Raw genomic sequence first — 19,510 nt, forward strand, 5'->3', positions numbered from 1 at the left:
TGCACAAAAGCCGCTTCAATGGCCACTTAGACGTTAAACTGGAAGCCATCGACGGTCAGTGTCTGGCCGGTCATGAAGCACGGTTCCGATGTGGCGAGGAACGTCACCAGCCGCGCAACATCGTCGGCGCAGCCGAGCCGGCCGAGAGCGATCCCCTTGATAACCTCGTCGGCACGGTCGGTCACGTTCGTGTCGATTTCCGTGCGGATCACGCCGGGGCATATCGCATTGACCGAGATCACCGGTCCAAGCTCCTTCGCAAGCGCCCGGGTCATGCCCAGAATACCCGCCTTGGCCGCAGCATAGGCAAACCGGCTGACCGCCGCCGTCACGCCGCCCGAGAGCGCGTTGAGCGACGACATCGACACGATGCGCCCGTTGCCCTGACGCAGCATGTGGGGAGCGGTGTGCTGGATGTAGTTGAAGCAGCTCTTCAGGTTGATTGCGATCGCCCGATCGAACTCGTCCTCGGAAATTTCCAGAATGCCGACCGGCGCCGAACGACCGGCATTGTTCAGCAGAAAATCGATCCGGCCGAACGACTGGATCGTCTCGGCGACGATCTCGCCGGCACGCTTGTGGCTCGATACGTCGGCAACGAAGGTGAGCGCCTTCCGGCCTTCGGCGGCAATCTGCCCGGCCGTGTCGGCGAGTTCCTTTTCGAGCAGATCAACCAGAACCAGGTCATAGCCGGCGCGCGCCAAATCCATGGCGCATGCCTTGCCAATCCCGCGTGCCGCACCGGTTACGATTGCGACCTTCTGTTGTTCACTCATGTTCAAACTGCTCCTTTTCAAGATTTCAGGAACATGGTATGGCTGTACTCGTATTCTTCAATAGGAATTTGGTTCACATATATGAACATAAACAATGACTCGGAAGTGAAGTCCGCGGTTCGCGTTCTGGAGATGCTGGAACTTCTAGCCCGCGCGCAGAAGCCCCTGACCCTGAAAATGATCGTGTCAGAACTCGGATATCCGAAAAGCAGCACGTTCAATCTCCTGGCAACGCTCGTGTCCCGCGCCTACGTCACGCGGGATGAATCCGAAGCCTATCGCATCCACGAAGCCTTCCGGAACGGTCCCGGCTGGTCGAGCGGCAGCGACGCACAGCTGATCGCGACCGCCCAGCCGATCATGGATGCGCTTCGCGATTCCGAGGGCGAAACCGTGTTTCTCGGCGCTCGCCGCCGGGACGGCCGCATCAAGATCCTCGCAAAAAGCGTCAGCCACCAGCTGGTGCGATTCGATTCCGATCTGACCGGATCGGATGCGTCGTTCTGCACCGCGATGGGCCGCGTGCTGCTCGGGTACTGGCGACCCGAAAAGACCGCCGCCTATCTGGCGCGAGAGCGGATCGTCCAGATCACCGAGCATACGGTGATCGACCGGGTGAAAATTCGCCGGATCATCGAGACCGCACGCGAAGACGGCTACGCCATCAGCGACGAAGAGGCTGTCGCGGGCGGATCCGGCGTCGCAGCTCCCGTGCGCGATGCGACGGGAGACGTCATCGCGGCCCTCAATATCGCAACCGTCACGGCGCGTTTCGCGGCTAACCGGGACAGAATGATTGCCGCCGTCATCCGCAATGCGGACGAACTCAGCTCCAGGCTCGGCTACAAGAGCCCAAACACGGAAAATCAGTAACATGGACATTCAATTCGTAGGACAGAGGGTCCTCGTCACCGGCGCAGCTCGTGGCATTGGACGGGCGATCTGCGAGGCTTTTGCCGCCGACGGCGCCGCAGTTCTGGCAACAGACGTCAACCTGGCGGAACTCGAACCGTTGAAGCAAAGCACCATTGCCAAACGAGGCGGGTCGATTTCCATCGCCGCACTTGATGTGACCGACGAGGCCGGCATTGCCAGGCTCGTCGAGGAAGAGAGCGACGGCTTCGACATCTTCGTGCATGTCGCCGGCGGCGTCCTCGGACAGACCCGCAAACCGGTCGAGACCGTTCCGGCAGCGGACTGGGACAGCATCTACAACGTCAACGTTCGCGGCGCATTTCTCATCGCCCGCGCGGTGGTTCCGGCCATGAAGGCGCGCGGCGCGGGCAAGATGGTGTTCATTTCGAGCGGCGCCGGTCTCGGTGTCAGCCTGACGGGCATTCAGGCCTATGCCAGCGCAAAGGCGGCTTTGATCAGCCTGGCGCGGCAGCTCGCCCATGAGCTTGGGCCGTTCGGCATCAACGTCAACGCGGTAGCGCCCGGCTTCCTGCGGACAAGCCCGGACTATGAACGCCAGTGGGCGTCCTATGGCGATGAAGGGCAAGAGGCCATGCTCGCGCAGATCCCGTTGCGCCGCATCGGCCTCCCGGACGACATCTCGAACGCCGTTCTCTTCCTTGCCTCCCCCTTTGCAAGTTGGATAACCGGCCAGACCCTCTCGGTCAGTGGAGGGCCGGTGTCGTGAGCGTCGAAAACACCGTGCTTCCAACTTGGACGTGGCCCGAAGAACGCCTGCAGGGACTGATGAACCGCGCCCGCGCCGGGCGTAGCCTGCGGCCTGCCTCATGGCCGGGCGGCGCCAGATGCGCTGTGGCGCTTTCCTTCGATTCCGATCACGACACCTTCGAACTCCGTGACGGCGGCAAATCCATTTCGGCGCTATCGCAGGGCCATTTCGGTCCCCGGCAGGGTATTCCGCGGATACGCCAGCTGCTGGAGACGAATGGAATTCCGGCAACTTTCTTCGTGCCCGCCATTACCGCTCTCCACTACCCCGACGAACAGCGCGCCCTCGTCGCCGACGGCCATGAAATCGGCCTTCACGGCTGGATTCACGAACGCAACACGCTGCTGGACGAAGCGACGGAGCGTGATCTTCAATACCGCGCCGCCGACACTCTGGAGCAGATCACCGGCGTGCGGCCCGTTGGCATCCGCACGCCGTCCTGGGACTTCAGCGAAAACACCCTGAAGATCACGACCGAAATGGGCCTGCTTTACGATTCTTCGCTGATGGCGGATGTGGACTGCTACGAGCTTTTGCTGGACGGCGCCTCGACGGGCGTTGTCGAATTGCCGGTGGAATGGATTCGCGACGATGCAGCCTATCTAGTCATGGACCGCTGGGGCGGCCTTCGTCCGCAGATCGCACCCCACGACATTCTGCGCATTTTCATCCAGGAGTTCGACGCGGCGTATGAGGAAGGCGGCATTTTCCAGCTGACGATGCACCCCGATATCATCGGACACCGAAGCCGCATCTGGATCCTCAAGGAACTTGTCGGCCATATCTACGCCAAGAAGGATGTGTGGTTCGCCACGCATGCGGATGTCGTCGTTCATGCAAAGTCCGCCTGCCCCTAACTCCGGACAGGCAGGCACGAAACAGATCTTTTTGACCCGATCAGGCAAGGCCGGTCCGGCGCGCGTACTCGCGCCGGATTCTCGCCACCAGCCGATCAAACGGCCATTCAATTTCCTGAACAAAATTCACGTATGTGAACCTCATTTCGCTTTTCAGAGATCGGAACCGGGTTCAAACTCTCCTCAGTCAAGCCATCGCCCGGAAAACAGCGGGGCACCAAGCTTGCTCATGACACGACCAACAAACAACGAGGGAACCATGTTCAGAAAATCCGCTCTCGCAGCAGCAACCGCGCTCTGCGCATTCTCGACGATTCTGGCCGGCACGGCGCTCGCCAAGGATTGGAAGAAAGTCACGGTCGGCGTCGAAGGCGCATTTCCGCCCTTCAATTCGACCAGCGCCAGCGGCGAGCTGCAGGGCTTGGATCTCGATGTGATCAACGAGGTCTGCAAGCGGGCAGCGCTCGAATGCGATATCGTCGCGCAGGATTGGGACAGCCAGATACCGTCGCTGCTCTCCGGCAAGTTCGACGTGGTTCTGACGATGGGCCCGAACGAAGAACGCCGCAAGGCGATCGATTTTTCAGATCCTTATGTCATCACTCCCAACACTTTCCTGGTTGCCGCTGATGGCCCCCTAGCAAAGCTTCCCCATTCTGGCGAACATCTTTCCACCGATACGGAGGAAGGCCAAAAGGCGCTGGCTGAAATCAAGGAAGCCCTGAAGGGCATGACGCTTGGCGCGTCGCTCTCCACAAGCCAGTTGAAGTTCGTCGAACAGAATTTTGGCGACGTCGTCGAGGTCAAGACCTACAAGTCGTCCGAACAGGTACAGCTCGACATCGAGGGCGGCCGTCTCGATGGCCAGTTCGACAATGTCGTATTCGCACGCGACCGCGCGGAGGCAAGCAAGGGCACATTGACGACTAGCGGCCCTCTGCTCGTCGGTGGCATCCAGGCGACCAATGTCTGCCTCGGCATCCGCAAAAACGAACCGGAACTGCAGGCGACGCTCAACAAGGTCTTGGCGGAAATGTCTGCGGATGGAACTTTGGCTGAGATGTCGAAAAAGTGGTTCAAAGTCGATCTTAGCCCGAAGAGTTAATGGCGAGCCATACGACAGCATTTGCATTATCTGCCAACCCCGCTCCAATGCGGGGTTGAGACAATGTGAAAACAAAGGGTGGGCGCGTAGTCGATTTTGTAACGCCAAGCAGCTGGCATGGCAACAGCTCTTGAATTCGTTTCTACCCTGGTCACCACCTCCGTCAGCTAGGCCTTCGGTCGTGGCCATGCAAGTTGAACCTTTCGATGATCGTCAGGGTATTGACGATCAGCTCGCCACTTTTTGCCCGGCCCGGCAATAGTGGCCGATCGCCACACTCAAGATCGGAGTAAGCAACGGCTCCGGTAGTGATATCTCGATATCCTACCGGAGCAGTTTCGTCTCGAACCCCACAGCCTAGTCGAAACACGCATCGAAAGCTCCGTCAATTAAGGCTCGGCACGCAAGTTGAACGTTCTACCTATGCCAGCGTGTAAGCAGTCTTGACGACGGTGAAGAACTCGGCGGCATACTTGCCCTGCTCGCGCGAACCGAAGGACGAAGCCTTGCGGCCGCCGAACGGCACGTGGAAATCGACACCGGCGGTCGGCAGGTTGACCATCACCATGCCGGCTTCCGAATTGCGCTTGAAATGCGTCGCATGCCTCAGGCTCGTTGTTGCGATACCGGCGGACAGGCCGAACGGTGTGTCGTTGGCAATTCTGAGCGCTTCCTCGTAATCCTTGACCCGGATGACCGAGGCGACAGGCCCGAAGATTTCTTCGCGGCTGATGCGCATCTGGTTGGTCGCTTCGGTAAACAGCGTCGGCTGCAGGTAGAAGCCCGGGTTTTCGCGGGTGATGGTCTCGCCGCCGAAGGCGAGCTTGGCGCCCTCCTGCTTGCCGATGGCGATGTAATCGGTATCGGTCGCCAGCTGGCGCTCGTCCACAACTGGGCCGATATTGGTGCCGGCCTTCAGCGCATCATCGACCACCAGGGTCTTCAGCTTTTCGGTCAGGGCAGCGACGAACTTGTCGTGGATGCCTTCGGTGACGATCAGGCGCGACGATGCCGTGCAGCGCTGACCGGTCGAAAAGAAGCCGGAATTGGCGGCTACCTCGACGGCGACGGTCAGATCGGCATCATCCAGCACGACCATCGGGTTCTTGCCGCCCATTTCCAGCTGGAACTTGCGGTTATGCTCGATCGAGGCCGCAGCGACGCGCTTGCCAGTACCGGTCGAACCCGTGAACGTGATGCCGGCGAGATCCGGGCTGTCGAGCATGGCCTGGCCGACGACCGAGCCCTTGCCCATGACGAGGTTCAGGACGCCCTTCGGCAGGCCGGCGCGGTGGAGGATATCGACGATCGCCCAGGAGCAGCCAGGAACCAGTTCGGCCGGCTTGAAGACGATGGTATTGCCGTAGCAGAGCGCCGGCGCAATCTTCCAGGCCGGAATGGCGATCGGGAAATTCCATGGCGTGATGATGCCAATGACGCCGATCGGCTCGCGGGTGATCTCGACGCCGATGTTCGGGCGTACCGACGGCAGCACTTCACCCGCCAGCCGCAAGGCTTCGCCAGCAAAGAAATCGAAGATCTGCGCCGAACGGATGGTCTCGCCGATCGCTTCCGGCAGCGTCTTGCCTTCCTCGCGGGCGAGCAGGTTGCCGAGTTCTTCCTTGCGAGCAAGGATTTCATCCGCAGTCTTTTTCAGGATGGCGTGACGCTCGAGAATGCCCGAGCGTGACCAGGCCGGGAAAGCAGCCTTTGCGGCGGCAATCGCGGTCTTGGCATCATCGGCGCTGGCAGTGGCGTAAAGGCCGACAACTTCATTGGTGTTCGAGGGATTGATGTTCTCGACACCGTTGCTGCCGACCCATTCGCCGGCGATCAGATTGTGATGAAGTGTCATAGGGCTCTCCTCCATTCGATCGGGGAAAGGGCCGCCTCTCAAAAGTAAGCGGCCCTTGAAAGGGTTACTGGCGCTTGTGCTTTCCAATGAGGGTTTCCATCATACCCATTTCTTCGCTCGAAAGATCTTTGAGTGGCGCACGGACTGGGCCCGCATCGAAACCTTGCAGCCTGACGCCTGCCTTGACGGCCGAAACCGCATAGCCCTTGCTCCGGTTGCGAATTGCCATAAACGGGTAGAAGAAATCATTCAGATAAGCTTCGCACTTGGCCCGATCACCCGCCCGCAATGCCTTGTAGAAATCGATAGCAAGAGCCGGGACGAAGTTGAAGACTGCTGATGAATAGGTGGTGAATCCAGCGCCCATATAGGCTTCTGCGAAAAGTTCTGCAGTCGGCATACCACCGAGATAGGTCAGACGGTCGCCCATCTTTGCAGTGACCTGGCGAACGAGCCCGATGTCGCCTGTTCCATCCTTGAAACCAACCAGGTTCGGGCATGCATCACAGAGCCGGGCCAGGGTATCGGCCTGCAGCACCGAATTATCGCGATTGTAGACCATGACGCCCATACCCGTCGCATCGCAGACCGCCTTGACATGCTGGTACAGCCCTTCCTGTGGCGCGTCGATCAGGTAATGCGGCAATAACAGGATGCCGTCTGCTCCGGCCTTTTCGACTGACCGGGCGATAGAAACCGCGATCTCCGTGCCGTATCCGCAGCCCGAGACGATGGGGGTGGTGCCGGCAGCCTCTTTCGCTACTCTAACAATTTCGGGGATTTCATCGGGGGTGAGCGAGAAGAACTCGCCTGTTCCACCTGCGGCAAATAGCGTTGCGGCCCCGAAACCGGACAACCAATTGACATGCTCGGCATAGCTGTCGGCCTTGAACTTTCCATCTGCGCCAAAGTGGGTGACTGGAAAAGAAAGGAGCCCAGCTCCCAGCGCATGCTTCAAGTCTTCGGTCTTCATCGATTTAACTCCTGTGGGGGGAAGCGCACTCGAGCGCCGCCGGGTTGGTGATTGAGTGATTGAAAACGCTGTTCAGCCCTTCAGGGACTGAACCATGGCGCCCAGCCGGTCGCAGGCAGCTTCGAGTTCCCGGTCAGATGCCGCGATTGACAAGCGGATGAAACCGGGCGCGCCGAATGCGGCACCTGGCACGCTCGATAGGCCGAAACCGTTCAGCAGATGGGCGGCAAAGGCTGAATCGTCGGCAAGCACATCGCCTGCGGCGGTCTTCTTGCCAAGCAGCCGCTGAATTCCAATGAATGCATAAAAGGCTCCATCCGGTGGTTTGAAATCCACGCCCTGGATCTGACCCAAACGTTCGGCGACGATTTTGGCCCGGCTGGCAAATATCGCGGCCCCGTCCCCGACAAACGCCTGGTCGCCCGTCAACGCCGCAAGGGCTGCCGCCTGCGCGATGGTCGAGACCGAGGTGACGCTCTGCGATTGCATCTTGCTCAGCGCTGCGATCAATGCCGCGGGGCCTGCGGCATATCCGACGCGCCATCCGGTCATCGCATAAGCTTTTGAGACGCCGTTGACGATGAGGGTGCGGTCGCGCAACTCCGGGCAGGCCGTTGCGAGGGATACGAAAGGCACGTCTTTCAGGAGCACATGTTCGTAGATCTCGTCGGAGATCACCAAAACGCGCGGATGGCGGGCCAGCACCTCGCCGAGCGCGCGATATTCCTCCTGTGAGTAGATCGCGCCAGTTGGATTGGACGGAGAATTCAGCATCAGCCAGCGCGTTCTTGGTGTGATCGATGCCTCAAGCTTTGTAGCATCGATCTTGAAACCGACCTCTGGGCTGCAGGACACATAGACCGGTTCACCGCCATGCAGCGAGACGATATCGCCATAGGAAACCCAACAGGGCGTCGGGATGATCACCTCGTCCCCCCGCTCCAGTGTGGCAAGAAACACGTCGAACAGGATCTGTTTGGCGCCATTGCCTACCATCACCTCGTCGACAGAGTAATCGAGCTGGTTTTCGCGCTTGAACTTGGCCACGATCGCCTGGCGCAGCCTTTCCGTGCCGGCCGCAGCTCCATACCGGACGCCACCCTTGCGGATCGCTGCTAAAGCAGCGTCCGCGACATGTGCGGGAGGCTCGAAATCCGGCTCGCCAAGCGACAGGTCAATGATGTCGCGGCCTTCTGCGGCCAATTTCTTTGCTGCCATGGCGATCGCCATGCTCGGCGACGACTTGATACCACCCGCACGTTTGTTTTCAAAACTCATGTCCAAATTCCCGAAAAACTGTGGTGGTGACCGGCCGATTTCTCCACCGGTCACAAGCGGATTAGTTATTCGATACGTAGTCGAAATCCCGGTCGCGTTGCGCAGCCGTCGGATCGCGGTTCTCGGACGCGCCATATCCGCCGCCTCCTGGAAGCTGCAGGATCAATCTGCGGCCCGCGGGCACGTGCTGGCGCCCTTTGGTGGCAAGGATCGTCCCGTCATCGAGCAACACGGCACCTGCTGCGCCATTGGCTCCGCCCTCGCGTCCACGCGGTGGATGATCGACGCGGTCGAACATGGCGTTAAAATGCATCTCGTGACCGTCGGTTGGTGAGATCTCCACGACCTGGCCGAGACCACCACGGAACTTGCCCGCACCACCGGAACCGTCACGCAGTTCCTTGCGCCAGAAAATCACCGGGCCCACATGCTCGGTCGCCTCGATCGACATGGAATGCACGCCGCTCGGAAACGCCGTGGCGCTCAGACCATCGAGCGTGGAGCGTGCGCCGGCGCCACCGCTGTTGAACAGCAGCACTTCGGCACGCTGGCCGCCATCGGCCGGAGCCTTTTCACCCTGTAGCGGGCGAACGCTGACATGCAGGTTCCACAGCGCACCCGCGCCTTCCGCTGGCACCTTTCCGGGGAGCATCTTGTGCACGGCGCCGAGCACCGCGTCGGGGACAAGGTGGCCAAGCACGTGCCGAACCGAAACCGGCGCCGGGTGCTGAGCATTGAGGATGCAGTTTTTGGGGGCCGTCACGCGAAACGGCAGCAGCGAGGCGTGGTTGTTGGGAATCTCCGGCGCGATAGAGCATTTCATGCCATAGCAGGCATAGGCTGCCGAATAGATGAACGGGCAGTTGATGCCCTTGGGGCTCGGTGGCGATGTACCCTCGAAATCGGCAAGGATGTAGTCTTCCGCCACATCGAGGCGTACCACGATATCGATCGGCGAACCATAACCGTCGACGCGCATCGTATTGGAATAGGAACCCTTCGGCAGGGCGGCAATGCGCTCGATCGTGGCGTCATAGCTGCGCTTGAAGATGAATTCACCGAGCGTCTCCAGATCGGCCAGCTCGAACTCTTCCATCATGTCCATGAGGCGGCGGTGGCCGATCTCGTTGCAGGCCGCCAGCGAATAGACGTCGCCGACCACCTGATGGCTTTCACGCACGTTGTTGTGCAGGATATTGACGAGATCCTTGTTGACCTTGCCGCGTTCGGCAAACTTCATGATCGGAACGAAGATGCCCTCTTCGTAGACCTCATTCGCGTCCGGGCCAAAACCGCGGCCACCGACATCCACCACATGGGCCGTGCAGGCGAAATAGCCGACCAGCGCGCCATTTCGGAAGCTGGGCGAGACCACGGTGAAGTCGTGCAGGTGGCCGGTTCCCTTCCACGGATCGTTGGTGATGTAGACATCGCCCTCAAAAATATTTTCAGGGCCGATGTCGCGGATGAAGTGGCCGACGGCTTCGGCCATGGCGTTGACGTGACCCGGTGTGCCGGTCACCGCCTGGGCAATCATTTTACCGCCTCTGTTGAAGACACCGGCGGAAAGATCGCCCGATTCACGCACACTGGTGGAGAAGGCGGTGCGGATGAGGGTGACGGCCTGTTCTTCGACTACGGAGATCAGCCGGTTCCACATGATCTGCATGTGGACGTCGGAAAGTGCACTGGTTTTCATGTCAAATCCTCCGTTCAAGCGTTCTGCTTGACGCGTATGAGCAGGCAGCCATCGGCCTGCATGATGACTTCTCGGCTTGCGGTGATGATCGTTGAGGTTTCGCGTTCGGTGATGACGGCGGGGCCGGCGACGAAATCGCCCGGCTTCATGTCGGCGCGTGCAACGATCGAGGCCGTCTGGAAACTGCCTTCCTGAACATCGAAAATTTCGCGGGTGCCGCGGACTTTTGCTTCGTCCGCCTTCGCGGTCTTGCCAATCCTATCTGGGGGCGAGACTTTCGAGGTGGCGCGCAGCGACCAACTGACGATCTCGACATCGAGACCATCAATAACGCGGCCGAAGAAATGTTCGTATTGTTCGTCGAACAGCTTTCGGAACAGCTCGCCGTCGGCATCTGCGTAATCGCGCACTTCGATGGTGACCGGTACTTCCCATCCCTGGCCAACGTATCGCATGTAGGCCGTGCATTCGAGATCCGGATCGGCCTCGGGCGAACCGGAGCGCACGAAGGATATGGCCTCGGCGCTGAGGTCGGCGATCGTTTGGTTGATCGCAGCCGTATCGAACCGGCTGATGCGGCTGTAGGCGCTGCGCACACTCTCGAACCCGAAGGGAGCACGCAAGAAGCCGATGGCCGAGCCAACACCCGCACCCGGCGGGATCAGCAGTTCGGACATGCCGAGCTTTTCGCACAGACGCGCGGCGTGGATTGGTGCTGCGCCGCCGAAGGCGATCATGGTAAACTCGGAAAGCTCCTTGCCGTTTTCAACCGCATGCATGCGCGCGGCATTGCTCATATTCTCATCGACGACCTCGCTCAGCCCGTAAGCGGCCGTCGCAATATCCGTTTCAAGCTTCGATGCGAGATCCGCATCCATGGCCCTGTCGGAGGCCGGGCGGTCAAGCTTCATCGCGCCCCCAGCAAATTCATCCGGGTCGAGGCGACCGAGGATCAGATCGGCGTCAGTAACTGTCGGGTTTGCACCGCCGCGGCCATAGCAGGCCGGTCCCGGTTCGGAGCCGGCACTATGCGGGCCGACTCGGATCTGGCGCATGCTGTCGATGGTGGCGATCGAGCCGCCACCGGCGCCGATCTCGACCATTTCGATGACCGGAATGGAAATCGGCATGCCGCTGCCCTTCTTGAAGCGCCAGGTGCGGGCCACTTCGAAGGTCTTGGAGGTCTTCGGCGTCTGCTTTTCGATCAAGCAGATCTTTGCAGTCGTGCCGCCCATATCATAAGAAAGCACCCGATCGAGGCCGTAGCTGCTGGCGATGTGAGCGGCGAAGATCGCACCACCGGCCGGGCCGGATTCGAGCAGGCGCACCGGAAATTCGATGGCGCTCTCGACGCTGATGATGCCCCCGCCCGAGTGGATCATGAAGACCGGGCAACGGGTGCCTTCCTCGGTGAGACGACCGACGAGACGGTTGAGGTAGGATGCCATCAGCGGCTTGACGAAGGCGTTGGCGCACACAGTGTTGAAGCGCTGGAATTCCCGCATCTGCGGCGACACTTCCGACGAGATCGAGACGGAAATGCCGGCTTTCTTGGCCAGCAGCCGATCGCGAACGACCTTTTCGTGCGCACCATTGAGATAGGAATGGATGAAGCCGATGGCGACGCTGTCGTAGCCTGCGGCGGTGATGCTGTCGCACAGTGCGTCGACTTCGGCGAGATCAAGCGCCTTTAGCACCGAGCCGTCGGCACCAATACGCTCGTCGATAACGAAGCGTTCGTTGCGCGGCACCAGCGGCGCCGGCAGCACGATATCGAGGTCATACTGTTCGAAGCGGCTTTCCGTGCGCATCTCGATGACGTCGCGAAAGCCCTTGGTGGTGATGAAGGCGGTGCGCGCACCGCGCCGCTCGATCAGCGCATTGGTTGCAAGCGTGGTCCCGTGAATGATCGTGTCAATCTGCGAAAGCTCGACACCGGCGATCTCCGCCACCTCGTGGATGCCCTTGACGATCGCGTTTTCGGGATAGGAGTAGTCAGTCAGCACCTTGACAGAATGGAGTGTGCTGCCGACCTCCATCGCGACGTCGGTAAAGGTGCCACCGATATCGACACCGACCCTGATCTGCTTGCCATCTTTCGTCATTTTCTCGTCCATGCTCCCTAAGCGAGCTTTTGTTGCGCTTGCCCGATAACCCGATTTTCGGCGTGCAGCAGACCGTCCCCGCCCGCACAGACAGGCGGGGGCCAAAAACTCTTCAATTGTTGATTTCTCAAGCTCTGCGCGGTGGCTGTAACGGCCGCGCAGAGCTTTGGCGTTATTGTTGTCCGGTAAAGTCTACACCCGGCAATGTTGTCGGGAGTTTCGCGCGGTCGACACCGATCCATTTTTTGTAAAGGGCATCGAGAGATCCGTCCGCCGTGTGTTTGGCGACGAAATCAGTCAGGAAAGCGAGCATTTCGTGATCGCCCTTGCGAACCGCCATGCCTTGGAAATTGTCGGCAACCTTGTATTTGCGCTCGAATTGCTTGTCATAACCGGTCTCTTTGATGACGAGGCCATAGGTCACGCTTCCCAGGATTGCATCGACTTGGCCGGACAAAAGTGCCTGGACCGTCGTCGCATCATCGTCAAAGCGCTTGATCTGCGTATCCTTCGGCGCGACCTTGACCAGCAGCGGCTCGAAGGCGCTGCCGCGGTTGACGCCGATCACGTATTTCGAAAGGTCCTCGTTGCCTTTTATGGCAGCGTCGGTCTTGCCCCAGACGGTTATGTCGTTCGACGAATAGGGAATGACATACTGGATGACTTTGGCGCGTTCTTCGGTGATCGTCATCGACGGCACCAGGAAGTCAACATTGCCATTGACGAGCAGCGGAATTCGATTCTGGCCAGTGATGCGCTCGAACTTGACCTCAACGCCCAGTTCCTTGGCGATCATTTTGGCGATATCAATGTCGAAACCGTCATTGCCGCCGTTGGCATCGATGAAGCCCCATGGAAACTGGTCCATCTGTACGCCGATGGTGGCGGTACCCTTTGACTTGAGCTCTTCGGGTGTGATGGCGAGCGCCGTCGTCGCAAATGAGGTCGCGGCGAAGAGCATTGCGGCAAACCCACTCAGGATTTTCGAACGCGAAGGGGTCGATACTGTCTTGGTCATGTGATCACCTCTGGTTGGTTTCTTGGCATGCGTTCTTGTTTTACCGCGCAGCGTTGAGGCGCTGCTCGATCCGGGCACTGCAGTAGGTCAGGGGTACGCAGATGAAGAAGTAGATGACTGCGACCGCCCCATAGACCTGTAGCGGCTGAAACGTGATGTTCGCCATCAACTGACCGGAGCGAGTGAGCTCCGTCAGACCGAGCAGAGCGGCGAGCGCGGTGCCTTTGATCAGGTTGACGAGAAAGCTGATGGTGGCGGGCAGACCGATGCGAAAAGCCTGCGGTAACACGACATCCACCATGCGATGCATATAGCCAATACCGAGTGCTCGAGCAGCCTCGCTTTGACCATCGGGAACCGCCTGGATGCTACCGCGCCAGATCTCGCCGAGAAACGCGCTTGTGTGCAGCGACAGGCCAATCGTCAGCGCCACCCAGACATCCACCTTGAAGCCCAGAAGCGGCAGACCGAAATAGACGAAGAACAGTTGGATCAGCAGCGGCGTGCCTTGGAAGATCTGAATGTAGGTTGCCATAAGAATGCGCAACGCTTTCCATTTGCTGGTGCGTCCAAGCGCGACAGCCAGGCCCAGCGCTCCGCCGACGGTGAAGGCGAGGAGCGATAGGACAACCGTCCAACGCGCGCCTTCGAGCAGAAAGAGAAATTCATTCCAGCCAAATTGACGGATCATCGCACTGCCTCACTTTGCCGGATAGGAAAAATAGACCCGGCCAATCATGCCGAGAGCGACAGAGACGAGCTGGGACAACAGGAGGTAGATGACACCAAGCGTGAGATAGATCTCGAAGCTGCGGAATGTCTGGGCATCAAGCGTCTGCGCAAAATAGGTGAGCTCTTCCGCCGAGACCGACGAGACCAGACTGGAGTTCAGCATCATCAGGATGAACTGGCTGCACAGCGCCGGGTAAACGGCCCTGATTGCCGGCCGGAAGACAATGAACCGATAGATGTCCGCCGTATGCATCCCAAGCGCCCTGCCCGCTTCGATCTGGCCCGGACGGATGGACTGCACGCCACCACGTACGATCTCCGCCGCATAGGCTGCGCAGTTCAGCGTCATGGCAAGGATCGCCGCTTGCTCGCCGCTGAGCCGGATGCCAATCGCTGGCATGCCGAAAAATACAAAGAACACCTGCACAAGGATGGGCGTATTGCGGATCAGCTCGATATAGCAAATGGCAATGGTGCGCAGCACCTGCACCTTGCTCATGCGCATCATCATGAAGACAATACCGAGCGACAATCCGAAGACCATCGAAAGGGACGACATTCTCAACGTACCGATCACGCCTTCCAGCAGCATCGGCCACGCGGCAAAAACCGGTGCAAAGTCGAAGGTGTAATTCATCAACCCCTCCTCAATGGTTGAGGATCTGGCTGAGGAACGTTTTGGTTCGTTCGTGAGCCGGATTGCTGAAAAAGACGTCCGGCTTGGCGCTCTCGATGATTTCGCCACGGTCCATGAAGATGACGCGATGTGCGACGGCACGCGCAAAGCCCATTTCGTGGGTGACGCAGATCATGGTGATGCCGTCGTCTGCAAGTGAGATCATCGTGTCGAGCACTTCCTTGACCATTTCAGGGTCGAGCGCCGAGGTGGGCTCATCGAAGAGCATAATCTTGGGATCCATGCACAGCGCCCGGGCGATTGCCACGCGCTGCTGCTGCCCCCCGGACAGCTGGGCGGGATATTTTTCTGCCTGTTCAGCGATGTGTACGCGGTCCAGATGGCGCATCGCCTTTTCCTTGGCCTCAGTCATCGAAGCCTTGCGCACACGACGCTGCGCCAGCATGCAGTTCTGCAGAACGGTCAGATGTGGAAACAGGTTGAACTGCTGAAACACCATGCCGACATCGCGGCGAATATGGTCGGCATTGCTGCCCTTTTGGCTCAGCTCCGTGCCATTGACGGCGATGCTGCCCTCCTGGATTTCCTCCAGGTGATTGATACAGCGGATAAGAGTAGATTTGCCAGAACCGGAGGGCCCACACAGGACGATATGCTCGCCGCGCCCAACCTCAAGGTTGATCCCCTTCAAGACTTGGAGATGACCGTACCATTTGTTGACGCCCGTCATTGCTATGGCTTTTTCCGACATGCTGGTCCCGTTCATGGCCAGTTCCCCTTTTTCTTTCAGGCTTTCGGTGCGACTTCGAAAATAGCGTCGACCTCGACGGAGGATCCGCGCGGCAACGATCCGGCGCCAAGTGCGGTGCGAACATGGCGCCCCTTGTTGCCAAATATCTCCACAAGAAGGTCGGAAGCGCCGTCAATGACCGCCGGATGGCCTCTGAAATCAGCGGGCGCATTAACGAAACCACGCAGCTGAGCGCAGGCGATGACGCGGTTAAGATCGCCATCCAGAGCAGCATTGACCCGCGCTACGATATTGAGCGCGCAGAGGCGAGCGGCCTTGTATCCGTCCTCAGGCGAGATATCCTGACCCACCACGCCGACATAATGCTCAACACCGTCGATCCGCGGGATCTGGCCTGATACGAAGAGAAGGCTTCCGACGAGCCGATGAGGAATGTAATTTCCTGAAGCCGGGGCAATCGTAGGCAACACGATACCGAGCTCGGAGAGACGTGCGGCGACGACACCCATAGCATTTTCCATCATTGTCAGACGCGCGGATACGCGAACCATGTTCCCGGGAGCATTTCCCAACGCTACAATGCGTCAGATGTTGCTCCACTTTTCTGTTGATGAGAATTGTTGAAATAGTATCTCTTGTCAAGACGAAATCGAGAGATACTACCTCTTAGCGCGCTGATCTCGTAGAATATGTGTTTTATACAATATTAACAGACATTTACGAACAAACCCAAATCGATTTAATCGAAGTACCCTCGGTATTTATGGGCTTTATGAGCAAATTTTTTCCAGCTTCTAACCCGGTGAAATGTTTGTTGGCCCTCTCAGCCTGACCAGGTGTGCGCACTCTCAATCAACAAGATTACCACCGAGTGGTAGCATCACCTCCGAGAGAAGTGCTACCTTGCGCAAAATACTTAGACTCTGCAGCGTGATTTGGGGCAAAGGGAAACAGGTTTTGGACAGTTTAACGGGCCGAACAATTCAGGCGCTCAAGGCTCACATCGGCAACGGCCAATTCGAGAGCGGTGCCAAACTGGGGTCGCTCGCCGAATTATCCGAGCGGTTCGGCGTCAGCAGGACCGTCATTCGAGAAGCAGTATCGGCCTTGCGGTCCGACGGCATTGTCGAGTCGCGACATGGTGTCGGGGTGTTCGTCCGAAAAAGACCCGGTCCCGACATCGAAGACGCCAACTCGTTGGATGCGAACATCACGCTTGCTCCCCTGGCCCGTCTGCAAACGTCGTTCATGGACTTGCTGGAACTTAGAATGGCTTTTGAGGTTCATGCTGCCGGGTTGGCGGCCGTTCGGCGATCTTGGTCTCAGGAATCCAACATCTGGGACGCAGCCCGCGCGTTTGAAGCTTCACTTGAGGACGAGGCCGCGCTTGACCATCTCGACTTTGTTTTTCACCGATCGATCGCAGAGGCAACAAACAATGGAGCCTTCATCGAGTTCTTCAGCCTTATGAGCCTGCAGATTCTGCCTCAACCGGCTTTCTCCAAGCAGCTCAACCCGGCCCTTATTACTCTCGACTATATTCAGAATACAGTGGTCGAACATCGAGCGATCTGCGAGGCGATCAGCTCAGGGAGTGCTGAACGGGCGCGCGAGGCCATGCGGGCACACCTCAGCAGAAGTCACCTGCGATATAGAGGTTTTTCAGATGGAGACAATTCGCCCCTCAGCAACGTCGCGTCGGAAGGATGAAACACACACCAATCATTGCACGCCTTGATGGAATCGAACTTTCGGTTCCAGTTGTTTCGGTTAAGCCTTTGATCTGCAAGCCTACTACAGCAACTGGGCGGCAAAAGTTTATTATGGAACAGAGAGAAATCACACCATTCGGCGTTCGCGAAAGAGGGTAGCTCTCACGCCCCATCACTGGAAAACTCGCCCTGGAGCCCGACGACATGAAAATGTCCGGCATCAGTCATCCTCTACGAACACCTGATCGCGCTTGGAACGTATCGACGGTAAGAGCGCCAGGATTACGCAGATCAGACCCAAGCCGAGCAGCGATGCAGCGATCGGATTTGTGACGAACACGGTCGCGTCGCCGCGGGAGATGATCATCGCCCGACGGAGATGTTCTTCGAGCAACGGCCCCAGAACGAAGCCCAGCAGAAGGGGTGCAGGTTCGCAGCCCACACGGATCAGCATGTAGCCAAGTATGCCCGAGACGATGATTGCATAGACGTCGAACGGGTTGTTGTTGATGGAATAACATCCGATCGAGGCAAAGATGACGATGGCCGGAAACAGCATACGGTAGGGAATGGTCAGCATCTTCACCCACAGCCCGATCAGTGGCAGGTTGAGGATCACCAGCAGCAGGTTGCCGATCCACATCGATGCGATGATGCCCCAGAACAGCGCCGGCTGGCTGGTAATGACGTCCGGCCCCGGCGTAATCCCCTGCAGAATGAATGCGCCAACAATGAGTGCCATGACCGGGTGGGCCGGAATGCCGAGGGTGAGCAGCGGAATGAAGGACGTCTGCGCCGCTGCGTTGTTGGCGCTCTCGGGTCCGGCTACGCCTTCGATCGCGCCATGGCCAAATTCCGCCGGATTTTTCGACAGGTTCTTCTCGACCGAATAGCTGGCAAAGGACGCTAGTACGTGGCCGCCGCCCGGCAATACGCCGAGAAGCGAGCCAAGCGCCGTTCCCCGCAGGACAGGGCCGATAATCCGCCGGAAATCATCTTTCGTCAGCCAAAGGTTCGTGACGTGCTTCACGCCGACTTCGCGCGTGTGTTCATTCTGAAGATTGCGGAAGATTTCGGAGACCCCGAATATCCCGACGGCAATCGAGACGAAGTTGATCCCCTGCGACAATTCCAGGCGACCGAACGTGAAGCGCTCCTCGCCCGTATAGATGTCCTGGCCTACCGTCCCAAGCAGCAAGCCGATGACGATCATGCCCAGCGCCTTCAGGACGGAACCGTGAGCGAGTGAGATCGAAACGAGCAGCCCGAGAACGATCAGGGCAAAATATTCCGGCGCACCGAATTCGAGCGCGATGGAGGCAAGCGGCGGAGCGGCGATCGCCAGCAGCAGGGTTGCCACGCAGCCTGCGAAGAACGATCCAAGCGCCGCGGTCGCCAATGCCTGGCCGGCACGCCCCTTTCGGGCCATCTGATAGCCATCGATCGCTGTCACGGCCGAAGAACTTTCCCCCGGCAGGTTGATGAGGATTGCTGTCGTGGACCCGCCGTATTGGGCGCCGTAATAGATGCCCGACAGCATGATGAGCGAGGTTACCGGGGAGAATGTAAACGTGATCGGCAGAAGCATTGCGATCGTCGCTGTCGGCCCGATGCCGGGCAACACGCCAACGAGCGTGCCCAGCAGCACGCCAACGAAACACCAGACGATGTTTATCGGCGTGAGAGCCGTTTCGAAGCCAAGGGCAAGATTGGAGATCAGATCCATCATGGTAAGCACCTCATAGTCCGAAAACCGGCCCCAAAGTCGGAATGGCAACTGCCAGCCCGACCTTGAAGACCAGATAGCAAAGAGTGGCGATGACGGCGGCCATCATAGCCGCCGATACCAGTGAATTTCGGCGGGACGCGAGTGCCGTCATGAACGTGCAAAGCAGGACGACGGGCACGAGCCCAAGATCGCGGGCTCCGGCTGCAAAGATGGCAAGTGCGAGACAGATGAGGACGAGTCCGCGCCAGGGGACGGAACCATCGGTTGGCTCCGGCTCACTGCGCAAGCCATCAAGGCCGATGACGACGCCCAGTGCACCCAATACGAAAGCAAGAACCACCGGTAAAAAGCCCGGTCCCATCTGTGTCGCGGTCCCGAACTCATACCGTAGACCCTGCACAGCGAAAAAGGCCGCGATGGCGATGAATATGCCACCGGCAATCAGGTTTTTCCGAGTGGTCTTTTCGAGTGTAGCCATGGTCTCCTCCCCTCTGGCCTCCTCTGACGGTGTTCCGTTCAGATGATATTCGATCCTGCGATTGCGTTGCATACGGCTTCGGTGACTTGGCTGGTGTTGGCGGTGCCACCGACATCGGGGG

At 58.9% G+C, this 19,510-nt stretch carries 18 protein-coding genes; 5 read left to right on the forward strand and 13 right to left on the reverse strand.

From position 1 onward, the window contains the following. Positions 1-26: 26 nt before the first annotated feature. Positions 27-776: an SDR family NAD(P)-dependent oxidoreductase gene (locus tag DXT96_RS21345; RefSeq protein WP_153516367.1), complete on the reverse strand. Its 750-nt coding sequence runs from the start codon at positions 774-776 to the stop codon at positions 27-29. Positions 777-857: 81 nt separating this feature from the next. Between DXT96_RS21345 and DXT96_RS21350 the strand changes: the two genes are divergently transcribed. The 4 genes from DXT96_RS21350 to DXT96_RS21365 all read left to right on the forward strand — a co-directional run bounded on the left by DXT96_RS21350 (position 858) and on the right by DXT96_RS21365 (position 4,422). Then, on the forward strand, positions 858-1,649 hold the full coding sequence (locus DXT96_RS21350; RefSeq protein ID WP_153516368.1) for an IclR family transcriptional regulator: 792 nt from the start codon (positions 858-860) through the stop codon (positions 1,647-1,649). Between the two features lies 1 nt (position 1,650). Continuing rightward, positions 1,651-2,418, forward strand: coding sequence for an SDR family NAD(P)-dependent oxidoreductase (locus DXT96_RS21355; RefSeq protein WP_153516369.1), 768 nt, complete (start codon positions 1,651-1,653; stop codon positions 2,416-2,418). 59 nt (positions 2,419-2,477) lie between these two features. After that, a complete protein-coding gene (locus DXT96_RS21360) occupies positions 2,478-3,317 on the forward strand; it encodes a polysaccharide deacetylase (protein ID WP_153516399.1) in 840 nt (279 codons plus the stop codon). Positions 3,318-3,576: 259 nt separating this feature from the next. After that, the gene (locus tag DXT96_RS21365; protein WP_153516370.1) at positions 3,577-4,422 is read left to right on the forward strand and encodes a transporter substrate-binding domain-containing protein; all 846 of its coding nucleotides are present in this window, start codon (positions 3,577-3,579) and stop codon (positions 4,420-4,422) included. A 421-nt stretch (positions 4,423-4,843) separates the two neighbouring features. Here the strand turns inward: DXT96_RS21365 and DXT96_RS21370 are convergent, their stop codons facing one another. From DXT96_RS21370 to DXT96_RS21415, 10 genes are all read right to left on the reverse strand, one after another. Then, a complete protein-coding gene (locus DXT96_RS21370) occupies positions 4,844-6,277 on the reverse strand; it encodes an aldehyde dehydrogenase family protein (RefSeq protein WP_153516371.1) in 1,434 nt (477 codons plus the stop codon). Between the two features lie 64 nt (positions 6,278-6,341). Continuing rightward, positions 6,342-7,250 (reverse strand): 5-dehydro-4-deoxyglucarate dehydratase, encoded by a 909-nt coding sequence (gene kdgD, locus DXT96_RS21375; RefSeq protein ID WP_153516372.1) that lies wholly within the window; start codon positions 7,248-7,250, stop codon positions 6,342-6,344. A 72-nt stretch (positions 7,251-7,322) separates the two neighbouring features. Continuing rightward, positions 7,323-8,528 carry a pyridoxal phosphate-dependent aminotransferase gene (locus tag DXT96_RS21380; protein ID WP_153516373.1) on the reverse strand — a complete coding sequence of 402 codons (1,206 nt, stop codon included), beginning with the start codon at positions 8,526-8,528 and terminating at the stop codon, positions 7,323-7,325. A 61-nt stretch (positions 8,529-8,589) separates the two neighbouring features. Beyond that, positions 8,590-10,227: a hydantoinase B/oxoprolinase family protein gene (locus tag DXT96_RS21385; RefSeq protein ID WP_153516374.1), complete on the reverse strand. Its 1,638-nt coding sequence runs from the start codon at positions 10,225-10,227 to the stop codon at positions 8,590-8,592. Positions 10,228-10,241: 14 nt separating this feature from the next. After that, positions 10,242-12,332, reverse strand: a complete 2,091-nt coding sequence (locus DXT96_RS21390; RefSeq protein WP_153516375.1) for a hydantoinase/oxoprolinase family protein — start codon at positions 12,330-12,332, stop codon at positions 10,242-10,244. Positions 12,333-12,504: 172 nt separating this feature from the next. Then, on the reverse strand, positions 12,505-13,350 hold the full coding sequence (locus DXT96_RS21395) for a transporter substrate-binding domain-containing protein (RefSeq protein ID WP_153516376.1): 846 nt from the start codon (positions 13,348-13,350) through the stop codon (positions 12,505-12,507). 40 nt (positions 13,351-13,390) lie between these two features. Next, positions 13,391-14,041 carry an amino acid ABC transporter permease gene (locus tag DXT96_RS21400; protein ID WP_153516377.1) on the reverse strand — a complete coding sequence of 217 codons (651 nt, stop codon included), beginning with the start codon at positions 14,039-14,041 and terminating at the stop codon, positions 13,391-13,393. 9 nt (positions 14,042-14,050) lie between these two features. Beyond that, the gene (locus DXT96_RS21405) at positions 14,051-14,719 is read right to left on the reverse strand and encodes an amino acid ABC transporter permease (RefSeq protein ID WP_153516378.1); all 669 of its coding nucleotides are present in this window, start codon (positions 14,717-14,719) and stop codon (positions 14,051-14,053) included. Between the two features lie 10 nt (positions 14,720-14,729). Continuing rightward, complete coding sequence (locus DXT96_RS21410; protein ID WP_153516379.1) at positions 14,730-15,470, reverse strand: amino acid ABC transporter ATP-binding protein; 741 nt, start codon at positions 15,468-15,470, stop codon at positions 14,730-14,732. A gap of 35 nt (positions 15,471-15,505) precedes the next feature. Further along, on the reverse strand, positions 15,506-15,979 hold the full coding sequence (locus DXT96_RS21415) for a RidA family protein (RefSeq protein ID WP_153516400.1): 474 nt from the start codon (positions 15,977-15,979) through the stop codon (positions 15,506-15,508). Between the two features lie 448 nt (positions 15,980-16,427). Between DXT96_RS21415 and DXT96_RS21420 the strand changes: the two genes are divergently transcribed. Then, positions 16,428-17,180 (forward strand): FadR/GntR family transcriptional regulator, encoded by a 753-nt coding sequence (locus tag DXT96_RS21420; RefSeq protein ID WP_153516380.1) that lies wholly within the window; start codon positions 16,428-16,430, stop codon positions 17,178-17,180. Between the two features lie 222 nt (positions 17,181-17,402). Here DXT96_RS21420 and DXT96_RS21425 read toward each other — a convergent pair whose 3' ends face one another. Both DXT96_RS21425 and DXT96_RS21430 read right to left on the reverse strand, forming a co-directional pair. Next, a complete protein-coding gene (locus DXT96_RS21425) occupies positions 17,403-18,908 on the reverse strand; it encodes a tripartite tricarboxylate transporter permease (RefSeq protein ID WP_194287701.1) in 1,506 nt (501 codons plus the stop codon). Between the two features lie 13 nt (positions 18,909-18,921). After that, positions 18,922-19,389: a tripartite tricarboxylate transporter TctB family protein gene (locus DXT96_RS21430; protein ID WP_153516382.1), complete on the reverse strand. Its 468-nt coding sequence runs from the start codon at positions 19,387-19,389 to the stop codon at positions 18,922-18,924. Between the last annotated feature and the right edge of the window lie 121 nt (positions 19,390-19,510).

Origin of the sequence: Agrobacterium sp. ICMP 6402 (assembly GCF_009498615.1) — a bacterium.
Classification (GTDB): Bacteria; Pseudomonadota; Alphaproteobacteria; order Rhizobiales; family Rhizobiaceae; genus Agrobacterium; species Agrobacterium burrii.